This window comes from Pseudomonas sp. HR1 (assembly GCF_030175875.1).
Taxonomy (GTDB): Bacteria; Pseudomonadota; Gammaproteobacteria; order Pseudomonadales; family Pseudomonadaceae; genus Chryseomonas; species Chryseomonas oryzihabitans.
The window spans coordinates 693,892-706,099 of record NZ_JASNRF010000001.1 but is presented as its reverse complement, the minus strand read 5'-3'; the positions used below and the strand labels follow the sequence as shown (position 1 = coordinate 706,099).

Genomic DNA, 12,208 nt, shown 5'->3' with positions numbered 1-12,208 from the left:
GAGACGACGATGAAGGTCACCCTGCAGCCCTCGGGTGCGGTACTGGAAACCCAGCCCGGCGAAGCCATCCTGGCCGCCGCGCAGCGCCTCGGCTACAGCGGACCGCACAGCTGCCGCAACGGCAACTGCCAGCTCTGCGCCGCACTGCTGGTGGAAGGGCAGGTCAGCCAGCACGGCCAGACGGTCGATCACGGCGAGGTCTATGTCTGCGTGGCGGTGCCCCTGAGCGATTGTCTGCTGCAGTGGGACGGCGTCCTGGCGCCCGGCGAATTGCCGGTGCGCACGCTGGCCTGCCAGGTGGTGGCGCTGGATGACGTGGGGGGCGATGTTCGCCGGGTACGGCTGCGCGCGCCGGCCGGGCGACCGCCGCGCTATCACGCTGGCCAGTACCTGCTGATCGGTCGTGACGACGGCAAGCAGTCGGCCTTTTCCCTGGCCTCGGCGCCCCACCAGGGGCGTGAGCTGGAATTGCACGTGCTGGCGCGCGAGGCCAGCAGCCAGGCGCTGCTGGCGCAACTGGAAGGCAAGGGCATGGCCCAGGTCGAGCTGCCCTATGGGGATGCCCATCTGGCCGAGCTGCCCGATGGCCCCCTGGTGCTGATCGCCGCCGGGACCGGCATGGCGCAGATGCACAGCCTGATCGAAGACGCCCGCACCCGCGGCTTCGCCCATCCGGTGCACCTCTACTGGGGCGTGCGCACGCCGGACGACTTCTATGCCATCGAGGCCTGGGAGCAATGGGCGGAGCTGCCCAATCTCGTCCTCAACCGGGTGGTAAGCGATGCCTGTGGCTGGGAAGGGCGCTGTGGTCTGCTGCACGAGGTGGTGCGGGCGGATTTCGCCGACCTGAGCGGCCTGCACGTCTATGCCAGCGGCTCACCGGCCATGGTCTATGCCACCCTGGACGCCCTGGTGGACGCCGGCATGGACGCGCACCAGATGCGCGCCGACGTCTTCGCCTACGCGCCCCGGGGTTGATGCGGCTCGCGACGGCGCACTGGCATGGCCGCGATGGATACGTCCGTAGGGTGGAAAACCGCATAGCGTTTTCCACCTTGAGCCCCGGTGGATGAGGCTACGCCGTCATCCACGCTACGGGGATCCTTTCCAGGCTCAGCGCGCCGACTTGGCCACCATGCCGGTGTGTCTCAGAGTCATCGCCAGGAAGACGATGGCCAGGACGCAGGAGCCGATCAGCAGCATGAAGCCGCCATCCCAGCCGAAGTGGTCCACGGTGTAGCCGACCAGGGCGTTGGCCGCCACCGAGCCACCCAGGTAGCCGAACAGTCCGGTAAAGCCCGCAGCGGTGCCGGCGGCCTTCTTGGGCACCAGTTCCAGCGCCTGCAGGCCGATCAGCATCACCGGGCCATAGATCAGGAAGCCGATGCAGACCAGGGCCGCCAGGTCGACGCCGGGATTACCTTCCGGGTTGAGCCAGTAGACCAGGGTGGCGATCATCACGCCAAGCATGAACACCACGCCGGTGGCGCCGCGATTGCCGCGGAACAGCTTGTCCGAGAGCCAGCCGCAGAGCAGGGTGCCGGGGATGCCGGCCCACTCGTAGAAGAAGTAGGCCCAGGAGGTCTTGTCCACCGAGAAGTGCTTGGCTTCCTTGAGGTAGGTGGGGGCCCAGTCCAGCACGCCATAGCGCAGCAGATAGACGAAGACGTTGGCAAAGGCGATGTACCAGAGCAGGCGGTTCTTCAGCACGTACTCGACGAAGATCTCCTTGGTGGAGAATTCACGTTCGTGACCTTCGCTGTAGCCCTCGGGGAAGTCCTGTTTCCAGTGTTCCACCGACGGCAGGCCGCAGGATTGCGGAGTGTCTCTCATGGCGATGAAGGCGAAGGCCGCGACCGCCAGGGCCACCACGGCCGGGACATAGAAGGCGGCGTGCCAGTCGTTGAACCAGGCCAGGCCGAGCAGGAACAGCGGACCGATCAGGCCGCCGCCGACGTTGTGGGCGACGTTCCACACCGAAACCACCCCGCCACGCTCCTTCTGCGACCACCAGTGCACCATGGTGCGACCGCTGGGCGGCCAGCCCATGCCCTGGAACCAGCCGTTGAGGAACAGCAGGACGAACATGATGCTGACGCTGGAGGTGGCCCAGGGCGCGAATCCGAACAGCAGCATCACCAGCGCCGACATCACCAGCCCGAAGGGCAGGAAGTAGCGCGGATTGGAGCGGTCCGAGACCAGCCCCATGAGGAATTTGGACAGGCCGTAGGCGATGGCCACCGCGGACAGCGCCACGCCCAGTTCGCCCCGGCTGTAGCCTTGCTCCACCAGGTAGGGCATGGCCAGCGAGAAGTTCTTGCGGAGCAGGTAGTAGCCGGCATAGCCGATAAAGATCCCGGCAAAGATCTGCCAGCGGAGACGGCGGTAGACGGGGTCGATGCGATCGGCGGGCAGCGGCGCGCGGTGGGCCGCGGGGGCGAAGATTCCAAGCATGGGAGCCTCGGTATTGTTATAGGTATTAATCGAAAGCGAACATTCCAGGTTCGTTTTCGAATATTACAATGATATTACAGCGGGTCCAGGCTTTTCCGCCCTGTGGCAGCGGCAGCTCGGATTCCCTCTTGATCTGCGGGGGTTGCGCGCCTAGGGTGGCGCGTCTTTGCCGTTGTTTTCGCGAGTCGTCATGCCTGCCTGGAAAGTCCTCTCCTCCCGCGCCCTGAACCTGGCCACCGCCCTGTTCGAACGCTATCCGCGGCTGATCGCCCTGGCCGGCTTCATCTCGGGGATCTGCAGCTTCCTGCTGGTGGACCGGCAGAAGGGCTTCGCCCCGGTGATGGCCGTGGTCATGCTGGCGAGCTGGGTCTGGCTGATGCTGGAAAACGTGCTGCGGGGCTGGGTCAGCCGCCGTTTCGGCTGGGAATTGCCGCCGCCGCTGCTGCGCTACGCCACCCAGCTGATCCACCAGGAAAGCCTATTCTTCTGCCTGCCGTTCTTTGCCATCACCACGGCCTGGAACAGCGGCCAGGCGCTGTTCACCGGGCTGCTCGGCGCGGCCGCGCTGGTGTCCATCATCGATCCGCTCTACTACAAGGCCCTGGCGCCGCGGCGCTGGGTGTTCCTCAGCTACCACACCCTGACCCTGTTCGCGGTGCTGCTCACGGCGCTGCCGATCATCCTGCACCTGACCACCACCCAGAGCTACGAACTGGCCTTGGGGGTCGCCGTGCTGCTGTCCTTTCCCAGTCTGGCGGTGGCCTTCCGGGTACGCCTCGGCTGGCGCTGGCTGGGGCTGCTGGGGCTGTGCCTGGCCATCGGCGCCTTCGGCTGGCTGGGGCGCGCCTGGGTGCCGCCGGCCACCCTGTGGCTGACCGACATGGGCATGAGCACCAACTTCGACAGTCTCAAGCGCCAGCCCGGCGATGCGGTGAAAAGCCTGAGCATCGCCCAACTGCGCGCCCAGGGGCTCTATGCCTTCACCGCCATCAATGCGCCGCGCGGTCTGAACGAGCGCATCTACCATGTCTGGCGCCATGCCGGGCAGGAGGTGGATCGGATTCCGCTGGATATCAGCGGCGGTCGCGAGGCCGGTTATCGTGCCTGGACCCACAAGCAGAACTTCCCCGGTGACGTGACCGGCCGTTGGCAGGTGCAAGTGGTGACGGACGTCGGCCAGGTGATCGGAACCCTCAGGTTCGAGGTGACCCCTTGAGCCGTGCTGGCTATGCTGCAGCCATCCACCCGCGAGGATCCAACGTGAAAGCTGTCGTTGCCATTGTGTTGTCTTTCTGCCTGGCCATGAATGTCTGGGGCGAAGAGAAGAAGGAAGGGAAGGAAGGCGAGGCGCCCAAGACCGAGTTCTACAACCTGACCCCGGCGCTGGTCGGCAACTATGGCAGCGGTCCCAAGCTCAAGTACTACAAGGCCGACATCGCCCTGATGATGACCGGCAAGGAAGCCAAGGATAAGGTCGAGTTCCACGAGCCGCTGCTGCGCAATCAGCTGGTGATGCTCTTCGCCCAGCAGACCGATGAGACCCTGGCGGGCGTGGAAGCCCGCGAGAAGCTGCGTCAGGAGGCCCTCAAGCAGGTGCAGAGCGTCCTGACCCAGGAGGAGGGCAAGCCCCTGGTGGAAGACCTGCTGTTCAACAACCTGATCATCCAGCCCTGAAGCCAGCGCTCAGCCGCGGGCCGCGGCGACGATCGCCGCCCATTCCGCCGCGCTGACCGGCATCACCGAGAGGCGGTTGCCCTTGCGCAGCAGGGCGAAGTCGGCGAGTGCCGGCAGCTGGCGCAGGCGCGGCAGGGTCAGCACCCGCGGAAAGGCCTCGACGAAGGCGACCTGGCGCGCCGTCCAGGGGTTGTCTGAGACACTGGCCTTGGGCGCATGATAGGGACTTTCGGGATCCAGGGCGGTGGGATCCGCGAAGGCTTCGCCGACGATGCGGCCGATGCCGGCAATGCCGGGTTCGGCGCAACTCGAATGGTGAAAGAAGAACAGCTCGTCGGGCGCCATGGCGCGCAGGAAGTTGCGCGCCTGGTAGTTGCGTACCCCGTCCCAGCGCGCCTGGCCCAGGCGTTCCAGGTCGGCCAGCGAGAATTCATCGGGTTCGGATTTCAACAGCCAGCAGGCCACGGTTCGTCTCCTGACGAATGGAGGCTCGGGAGCTTCCAGGAAAGGGTCTGGTCGATTGCAAGGGGCGACCGCTTGTCGCAGAATGCCGCGCATTCCGGATGTAGTCTGATCGTACGCGCTGAGCATAACAGGGCGACGTCCTGTCCTGCCCAAAGGTGCCAGCAAGGGGGTGGCCCAGCTCGATGAAACGCAAACCTGATCTGTTGTGGGTGCTGGTCCTGATCTTTACCCTGGGTGTCGTCACCACCGGGTACACCCAGAGCTTCTGGGAGCAGCGCCAGAGCCAGCAATACGCCCGCTATGCCAGCGACACTCAGCCGGCGCGGGAAGTCTCGCCCGTACGCTGAGCGTACCAGCCGTCATCGCTCACCACGGCCGCCATGGGCACGTCCCAGGCCGCCAGTGCCAGCCGCTCCACCTTCTGACATTCATGGGCACAGCCGATCAGCTGCGGGCTGTGCCATTGCCGCCGGCGCGCCAGATAGGCCAGGTTGCGGTCGTAGAAGCCCTTGCCCATGCCCAGGCGTCCGCCCTGGGGATCGAAACCCACCAGTGGCATCAGAATCAGGTCCAGGGCCCAGGTCGGGCGACCCAGGCGCCGATCCGGGCGCGGCTCGGCGATGCCGAATCTATTGCGCACCCAGGATTCGCCACGACCCACGCGCTGAAAGATCATCGCCGTCCGCGGCCAGCGGGACAGCACCGGCAGGTAGGTGGCCTTGCCGCGGCGCTGGGCTTCCTCGAGCAGCGGACGCGGATCGATCTCGCCATCGCTCGGCAGGTAGAAGGCGATGTGCCGGGCACGGCGAAACAGCGGATGCTGCGCGAGCTGCCGGTAGAGTTGGCGGGCGGCCTGGCGTTGCTGAACAGGGGTGAGGGCGCGACGTCGCTGGCGAAGGAGCTTGCGCAGCGCGGGCCTGCTGAGATCGGGGGAAGGCGGGGTGGTCATGAAGGAAATGAGCTCTCCGGAATGCCGCTGCCGGTGTAGCCCTTGAACCCTTGGTTCAAGGTGGGAGAAGTCGTAGACCTTTAGGCTTTCCGCCGTAGCGGACATGCACACCAGTCTGACGAGCAACCCCCGGGGTGTTGCTTATCGGCTCGGGGACATGACCGACTGGCGCACACACCAGAGAGTGATCTCCAGTATACGCCCCTGAGCCGGGATGCAAACCCCCACCTGTCCCCGGTCGGCGATCAGGCGGTGGTGTCGTGTTCGGTGATCAGCGCCCGGTCGACGCGATCCAGCAGATCGCGAACCCGCTCGCGGGTGCTACTGACTTCCAGGCTGACGTCGTCCTGGCGGTGCAGCAGTTCGTGGGTGATGTTGAGGGCGGCCATCACGGCCACGCGGTCGGCGCCGATGACCTTGCCGCTGCCGCGGATCTCGCGCATCTTGCCGTCCAGGTAGCGAGCGGTGCTCTCCAGGTTGGCGCGCTCGTCAGCCGGGCAGCTGATGCGATATTCCTTTTCCAGTATCTGGACGGTCACGGTCTCGATGCTCATGAGTCCTGCTCCAAGGCTTTCAGGCGTAAAATCATCGCTTCGACCTTCGATCTGGCCAATTCGTTCTTCTCGATTAACTCGGCGCGCTCCTGGCGCCAGTTGCGCTCGCCCTGGCGCAGTTGTCGATTCTGCCGCTGCAATTCCTCGAGACGCAGGAGCAGGCGCTCCACACGGTCACCGAGGGCTTCCAGATCGGCGTCGAGGGGCGTGTCGCGAGACTCGCGCATGAGGGCTACAGCTCCAGAAGGGTGCAACGAGATTGGCCGCCGGCGGGGTCAGCGCGTAGGATAAGGCTTCATTCTAGCCAGCGCCTCACCTCGACGCCATGTCCAGCTCAGCATCCGCCTACGCCGCCTTCGCCACCCTGCTCGCCGAGGCCGCTCTGCCGGTCTCGCCCGCCGAACTCCACGGTCACCTGCTCGGGCGGGTCTGCGGGGGCGCGGGCTTCGACGAGAACGACTGGCTGGCCGCGGCCAGCGAGCTGCTCGGTGGCGCGCCGGGCGAGCGTCTGCAGGCGGCGCTCTCGGGTCTGCTGGGCATGGTGCAGCAGGAATTCGCCGGCCAGCAGGTGGCCCTAGTGCTGATGCTGCCGCCGGACGAGGTGCCGCTCGCCGAGCGCACCGCGGCCCTGGGTCAGTGGTGTCAGGGCTTCCTCGCCGGCTTCGGCCTGTCCGGCCGCACCGGCGAGGTCTCCGGCGAGGCGAGCGAGGTGCTCGAGGACCTGGCGGCCATCGCCCAGATCCAGGAGCCGGCCGAGGAAGGCGAAGAGGGCGAGAACGACTTCATGGAAGTCACCGAGTACCTGCGCGTCGCCCCGCTGCTGCTCTATGGCGAATACGGCCGCGGTCCCATTCCCGAACCCGCACCCGTGGTGCACTGAGCGGCCATGCCGCGGATCCACAAGGCCGAATTCGCCCGTCGCCGCCGCGCCCTGATGGCCGAGATCGGCCACGGCGGCATCGCCCTGCTGCCCGCCGCTCCGGTGTGCCTGCGCAATCGCGACATCGAACAACCCTATCGCCAGGACAGCGACTTCCAGTACCTCACCGGCTTTCCCGAACCCGAGGCCCTGGCCGTGCTGATTCCCGGCCGGGCCCACGGTGAATACCTGCTGTTCTGTCGCGAGCGGGACGCGGAACTGGAGCGCTGGGAGGGCCGGCGCGCCGGTCAGGAAGGGGCACTGGCCGACTATGGCGCCGACGATGCCTTTCCCATCGGCGATCTGGACGACATCCTGCCCGGGCTGCTGGAGGGGCGTGAGCGGGTCTACTACGCCATGGGCGCCCATCCGGAATTCGAGCGGCAACTGCTCAACTGGATCGAACTGATCCGCGCCAAGGCCGACCAGGGCGCCTCGCCGCCGCGGGAGCTGCTGGCGCTGGATACCCTGTTGCACGACAGCCGGCTGTACAAGTCGGCCGCCGAGGTGCGTCTGCTCAAGGCCGCCGCCGAGCTGACCTGCGCCGCCCACCTGCGCGCCATCCAGGCCTGCCGACCGGGACTGCGCGAGTATCACCTGGAGGCGGAGCTGGACTACTGCTTCCGCCAGGGCGGTGCCCGGCTGGCGGCCTATGGCTCCATCGTCGCCGCCGGGGCCAATGCCTGCGTCATGCACTACCAGGCCAACGATGCCCCTCTGCGCGACGGCGACCTGGTGCTGATCGATGCCGGGTGCGAGCTGGAGTGCTATGCCAGCGACGTGACCCGCACCTTTCCGGTGAATGGCCGCTTCTCGCCGGAGCAGCGGCAGCTGTACGACATCGTGCTGGCCGCCAACCAGGCCGCCATCGCCTGCGTCGCGCCCGGACGGCACTGGAACGAACCCCACGAAGCCACGGTCAGGGTGATCACCGAGGGGCTGCTAGCCCTGGGGCTGCTGCAGGGCGAACTGGATGCGCTGATCGAGGCCGGCGCCTGTCGTGAGTTCTACATGCACCGCGCCGGACACTGGCTGGGGCTGGACGTCCACGACGTCGGCGAATACCGCATCGGCGATCAGTGGCGGATGCTGGAGCCGGGCATGGTGCTGACCGTGGAGCCCGGACTCTACATCCCGGTGGAGGCCGAGGTGCCGCGCAAATGGCGCGGCCTGGGCATCCGCATCGAAGACGAGGTGCTGGTGACGCGCAGTGGTTGCGAGGTGCTGACCGCCGGCCTGCCCAAGGCGGCCGCGGAGATCGAAGGCTTGATGGCGGCCGCGCGCGACCGCCGGGAGAACGCTCATGCAACGTCCTGATATCGCCATCATCGGTGGCGGCCTGGTGGGCGCCAGTCTGGCCCTGGCCCTGCAGGCAGGGGCCAAGGCGCGCGGCTGGCGCATCCTGCTGGTGGAGCCCTTCGCCCCCGGCGACACCTATCAGCCCAGCTACGATGCCCGCTCCTCGGCGCTCTCCTACGGCTCGCGGCTGATCTACCAGCGCCTCGGCGTCTGGGAGGCCCTGGCCGAGCATGCCGAGGCGATCCGCGAGATCCAGGTCTCCGACCAGGGCCGCTTCGGCGTGACCCAGCTGCTCGCCCGCGACGAGAACCTGCCAGCGCTGGGCTATGTGGTGGAGAACGCCTGGATCGGCCAGGTGCTCTGGCAGGCGCTGGATCGCGAGGTGGTGGAATGGCGCTGCCCGGCCGAGGTACGCACGCTCACCGCCGTTGCCGACGGCTATCGCCTGGAGCTGGAGGATGGCGACATCCTCGAATGCGGCCTGGCGGTACTGGCCGACGGCGGCCGCTCGGCGCTGCGCGAGTCCCTCGGCATCGAGGTGCGGCGGACGGTCTATGAGCAGACCGCGCTGATCGCCAACGTCTCGACCAATCTCGGCCATGGCGGGCGCGCCTTCGAGCGCTTCACGCCCCACGGCCCCCTGGCGCTGCTGCCCCTGCCGGGCCAGCGCAGCGCCCTGGTCTGGACCCAGCCGGACGGCGAGGCCCTGCGACTGCAACAGGCGCCCGCTGCCGTCTTTCTCGCCGAATTGCAGCAGGCGGTGGGCTATCGCCTCGGCAGCTTCACCCAGGTCGGCACCCGCCATGCCTATCCGCTGACCCTGCTGGAGGCCAACGAACAGGTCCGCCCGCACCTGGTGGTCCTGGGCAATGCCGCCCACAGCCTGCACCCCATTGCCGGCCAGGGCTTCAACCTGTCCCTGCGCGACGTCGACAGTCTGGCCGAGTGCCTGCTGGAGAGCGCCGCGGCGCCCGGCGACTTCGCCACCCTGCAGGACTATCTGCAGCGCCAGCGCCTGGACCAGCAGCTGACCATCGGCTTTTCCGATCGCATCACCCGGCTGTTTTCCAACAGCCGGCCCTGGCTCAGTGCCGGGCGCAACCTAGGCCTGGTCGGCCTGGAGCTGTGCCCGCCGGCCAAGAGTGCCTTCGCCCGCCAGGCCATGGGCCTGGGTACCCGTCCCTGACCTGCGAGGAGAAACGAGCATGCTGACCCATGCGGATCTGGTGATCGTCGGTGCCGGTATGGTCGGCAGCGCCCTGGCCCTGGCCCTGGCCGACAGCGGCCTGTCGGTGGTGCTGCTCGACCGCGGCCCGCTCACCCCCGGCGCGGTCGAGAGCGACCTGCCCTTCGAACCCCGGGTCAGCGCCCTGTCGCTGGCCAGCCAGCGCATCCTGCAGCGCCTGGGCGCCTGGGACGGCATTCTCGCGCGGCGTGTCAGTCCCTACCAGGCGATGCACGTATGGGACGGCTCCGGCACCGGCGCCGTGCATTTCGATGCCGCCAGCGTGCACGCCGAGGTACTCGGCCACATCGTCGAGAACCGCGCGGTGCAGGATGCTCTGCTCGAACGCCTGGCCGAGGCCAACGTCCTGCTCCTGCCCGAGGCGCGCCTGGAATTGCTGCGTCGCTCCGGCGATCAGTGGCTGGTGCAACTGGCCGGCGACCGTCAGATCCGTGCGCCCCTGGTGGTGGCTGCCGATGGCGCTAACTCCGCCGTGCGCCGCTTGGCCGGGCTGGAAACCCGCGAATGGGACTATCTGCACCATGCCATCGTCACCAGCGTGCGCTGCGCCGAATCGCACCAGCGCACCGCCTGGCAAAGATTCACCGATGACGGCCCGCTGGCCTTCCTGCCGCTGGACCGCGGTGGCGATACCCGCTGGTGCTCCATCGTCTGGTCCTGCACGCCCAAGCAGGGCGAGCGGCTGATGGCCATGGACGACGCGGCCTTCTGCCAGGCCCTGGGCGAGGCCTTCGAGCAGCGCCTGGGCAAGGTGGAGTGCAGCGACACACGGCTGTGCATCCCGCTGCGCCAGCGCCATGCCAAGCGCTATGTGGAACCCGGTCTGGCCCTGATCGGCGATGCCGCCCACGTCATCCACCCGCTGGCCGGGCAGGGCGTCAACCTGGGCTTTCTCGACGCCGCGGTGCTGGCCGAGGAACTGCGCCATGCCCAGGCGCGCGGCGAATCCATCGCCGAGCAGCGGGTGCTGGAGCGCTACGAGCGCCGCCGCATGCCGCACAACCTGGCGATGATGGCGGCGATGGAAGGCTTCCAGCGGCTGTTCCAGGACGACCGCCTGCCGCTGCGCTGGCTACGCAACGCCGCGCTCAAGCAGGTCGATCGCCATTTCGAAGCCAAGGCCCTGTTCGTGCGCCGCGCCCTGGGCCTGTCCGGCGATGTGCCGGAGTTGGCCAAGGTAGTGGCCTAGCGGCCTCAGGCGTCGCCCAGGGCTCCGGCCAGCTCCAGTACCTGCTGCCGCCAGGTGGCCTCGCGGGGCAGGGCGAGGAAGTGCGGATTGAGAAAGGACTCGCGCATCTCGTAGGTGAGGGGCTGGCCGTCCAGGGTCAGGACCTCGCCGCCGGCGCCTTCCAGCACGCCCTGGGCGGCGGCGGTGTCCCACTGGGAGGTGGGGGCGAGCCGGGGATAGAAGTCGGCCAGGCCTTCGGCCAGGAGGCAGAACTTGAGCGAGCTGCCGACGCTGACCAGCTTGGGTTCGCCCAGGGTGGTGTCCAGTTCTTCCAGCAGCCGCTGCTGCGCCGGACTGCCGTGGCGGCGACTGGCGACCACGGTGAAGGCTTCTTCCGGTTGGGTGCGCACGCCGATCTCGACGCCGTCCTCGCCCTGGATGCGGAAGGCGCCCAGTTCGCGGCCGCCGCTGAAGCAGACGTCCCGGGTGGGGATGCCGACCACGCCGAAGATCACCTGGCCGCGCTCGACCAGGGCCACGTTGACGGTGAATTCCTCGCTGCCGTCGATGAATTCCTTGGTGCCGTCCAAGGGGTCGACCACCCACCAGACGTCCCAGGCGCTGCGCGCCGCGAAGGGGATGTCACAGGCTTCTTCCGACAGCACTGGCACGTCCGGGGTCAGGCGCGCCAGGCCTTCGGCCAGCACCCGGTGGGCGGCGAGGTCGGCGGCGGTCACCGGCGAGTCGTCGCTCTTCTGCCGCACCGCCACGCCCTGGCGCCAATGGGGCAGGATGGCCGCGCCGGCCTGGCGCACCAGGTCGATGACGTTGAGCACCAGGGGCGCGGTAATGGAAACGGGCGCCATCATGCCGGCAGTTCTCCGCGTTGGGTGAGCAGGTCGCGCACCAGGTAGAGGGCGGCCAGGGCGCGGCCTTCGGAAAAGCGCGGATTCTGCACCAGCTGCGACAGTTCGCGCAGGTCGACGCTGCTGACTTCCAGGGGCTCGGGTTCGTCGCCCGGCAGGCGCTCGGGATAGAGGTCGCGGGCCAGCACCACGTGGATGCGCTGACTCATGTAGCCCGGGCTCAGCGACAGGGCGGTGAGGTATTCCAGTTGGCGCGCGCCAAAGCCGGCTTCTTCCTTGAGTTCGCGATTGGCGGCGTCGAGGATCTCTTCGCCCGGCTCCACCAGGCCCTTGGGCAGCGACAGCTCGTAGTCTTCCACGCCGCCGCAGTATTCCTCGATGAGCAGGGCGTGGGTGGCGTCCTGCAGCGCCACCACCATCACCGCGCCATGACCGGTGCCCTTGTTGGCCAGGCGCTCGTAGGTGCGCTCCTCGCCGTTGGCGAAGCGCAACTGCATCTCCTCGACGGTGAACAGACGGCTCTTGGCCACGATCTGTCGGGCGAGAACAGTGGGTTTCTGGCGCATGGACGGCTCCTGGGCTGGGCGGACGGGTATGATAACCCGCCTGTTACA

15 protein-coding genes and 1 other RNA gene are annotated in these 12,208 nt (G+C 67.7%); 8 read left to right on the top strand and 8 right to left on the bottom strand.

Annotated features, from left to right (window positions below):
- Nucleotides 1–9: 9 nt before the first annotated feature.
- Nucleotides 10–978: a CDP-6-deoxy-delta-3,4-glucoseen reductase gene (locus tag QKY98_RS03235; protein WP_027598189.1), complete on the top strand. Its 969-nt coding sequence runs from the start codon at nt 10–12 to the stop codon at nt 976–978.
- A 135-nt stretch (nt 979–1,113) separates the two neighbouring features.
- On the opposite strand, the gene glpT is transcribed toward QKY98_RS03235, so the two are convergent.
- Nucleotides 1,114–2,454: a glycerol-3-phosphate transporter gene (glpT, locus tag QKY98_RS03230; protein WP_150340073.1), complete on the bottom strand. Its 1,341-nt coding sequence runs from the start codon at nt 2,452–2,454 to the stop codon at nt 1,114–1,116.
- Nucleotides 2,455–2,644: 190 nt separating this feature from the next.
- On the opposite strand from glpT, the gene QKY98_RS03225 reads away from it, so the two are divergent.
- Nucleotides 2,645–3,670: a DUF5924 family protein gene (locus QKY98_RS03225; RefSeq protein ID WP_027598191.1), complete on the top strand. Its 1,026-nt coding sequence runs from the start codon at nt 2,645–2,647 to the stop codon at nt 3,668–3,670.
- A 44-nt stretch (nt 3,671–3,714) separates the two neighbouring features.
- On the top strand, nt 3,715–4,128 hold the full coding sequence (locus QKY98_RS03220) for a flagellar basal body-associated protein FliL (RefSeq protein WP_027598192.1): 414 nt from the start codon (nt 3,715–3,717) through the stop codon (nt 4,126–4,128).
- Between the two features lie 9 nt (nt 4,129–4,137).
- On the opposite strand, the gene QKY98_RS03215 is transcribed toward QKY98_RS03220, so the two are convergent.
- A complete protein-coding gene (locus QKY98_RS03215; protein WP_077171340.1) occupies nt 4,138–4,593 on the bottom strand; it encodes an EVE domain-containing protein in 456 nt (151 codons plus the stop codon).
- Between the two features lie 182 nt (nt 4,594–4,775).
- Between QKY98_RS03215 and QKY98_RS03210 the strand changes: the two genes are divergently transcribed.
- Nucleotides 4,776–4,940 (top strand): hypothetical protein, encoded by a 165-nt coding sequence (locus QKY98_RS03210; protein ID WP_169742417.1) that lies wholly within the window; start codon nt 4,776–4,778, stop codon nt 4,938–4,940.
- On the opposite strand, the gene QKY98_RS03205 is transcribed toward QKY98_RS03210, so the two are convergent.
- From QKY98_RS03205 to QKY98_RS03190, 4 genes are all read right to left on the bottom strand, one after another.
- Entirely contained in the window at nt 4,907–5,542 is a 636-nt protein-coding gene (locus QKY98_RS03205) for a 5-formyltetrahydrofolate cyclo-ligase (RefSeq protein ID WP_042135309.1), read from the bottom strand. The genes QKY98_RS03210 and QKY98_RS03205 overlap by 34 nt on opposite strands.
- 9 nt (nt 5,543–5,551) lie before the next feature.
- A non-coding RNA gene (ssrS, locus tag QKY98_RS03200) (6S RNA) lies at nt 5,552–5,729 on the bottom strand.
- 58 nt (nt 5,730–5,787) lie between these two features.
- The gene (locus QKY98_RS03195) at nt 5,788–6,096 is read right to left on the bottom strand and encodes a cell division protein ZapA (RefSeq protein WP_007161335.1); all 309 of its coding nucleotides are present in this window, start codon (nt 6,094–6,096) and stop codon (nt 5,788–5,790) included.
- Nucleotides 6,093–6,323 (bottom strand): TIGR02449 family protein, encoded by a 231-nt coding sequence (locus QKY98_RS03190; protein ID WP_007161334.1) that lies wholly within the window; start codon nt 6,321–6,323, stop codon nt 6,093–6,095. Before QKY98_RS03190 ends, QKY98_RS03195 begins: the two co-directional genes overlap by 4 nt.
- 98 nt (nt 6,324–6,421) lie before the next feature.
- Here QKY98_RS03190 and QKY98_RS03185 point away from each other — a divergent pair, with 98 nt between their 5' ends.
- From QKY98_RS03185 to QKY98_RS03170, 4 genes are read left to right on the top strand one after another with little or no spacing between them, the layout of a single operon-like run.
- A complete protein-coding gene (locus QKY98_RS03185) occupies nt 6,422–6,976 on the top strand; it encodes a UPF0149 family protein (protein WP_284670329.1) in 555 nt (184 codons plus the stop codon).
- Nucleotides 6,977–6,982: 6 nt separating this feature from the next.
- The gene (gene pepP / locus QKY98_RS03180; protein ID WP_027598196.1) at nt 6,983–8,332 is read left to right on the top strand and encodes a Xaa-Pro aminopeptidase; all 1,350 of its coding nucleotides are present in this window, start codon (nt 6,983–6,985) and stop codon (nt 8,330–8,332) included.
- The gene (gene ubiH, locus QKY98_RS03175) at nt 8,319–9,500 is read left to right on the top strand and encodes a 2-octaprenyl-6-methoxyphenyl hydroxylase (RefSeq protein WP_241808205.1); all 1,182 of its coding nucleotides are present in this window, start codon (nt 8,319–8,321) and stop codon (nt 9,498–9,500) included. Before pepP ends, ubiH begins: the two co-directional genes overlap by 14 nt.
- 19 nt (nt 9,501–9,519) lie before the next feature.
- Nucleotides 9,520–10,749 carry a 2-octaprenyl-3-methyl-6-methoxy-1,4-benzoquinol hydroxylase gene (locus QKY98_RS03170; RefSeq protein ID WP_284670328.1) on the top strand — a complete coding sequence of 410 codons (1,230 nt, stop codon included), beginning with the start codon at nt 9,520–9,522 and terminating at the stop codon, nt 10,747–10,749.
- Between the two features lie 5 nt (nt 10,750–10,754).
- On the opposite strand, the gene cysQ is transcribed toward QKY98_RS03170, so the two are convergent.
- Nucleotides 10,755–11,597 carry a 3'(2'),5'-bisphosphate nucleotidase CysQ gene (cysQ, locus tag QKY98_RS03165; protein ID WP_077171342.1) on the bottom strand — a complete coding sequence of 281 codons (843 nt, stop codon included), beginning with the start codon at nt 11,595–11,597 and terminating at the stop codon, nt 10,755–10,757.
- The gene (gene nudE, locus QKY98_RS03160) at nt 11,594–12,160 is read right to left on the bottom strand and encodes an ADP compounds hydrolase NudE (RefSeq protein ID WP_027598200.1); all 567 of its coding nucleotides are present in this window, start codon (nt 12,158–12,160) and stop codon (nt 11,594–11,596) included. Before nudE ends, cysQ begins: the two co-directional genes overlap by 4 nt.
- Nucleotides 12,161–12,208 lie beyond the last annotated feature (48 nt).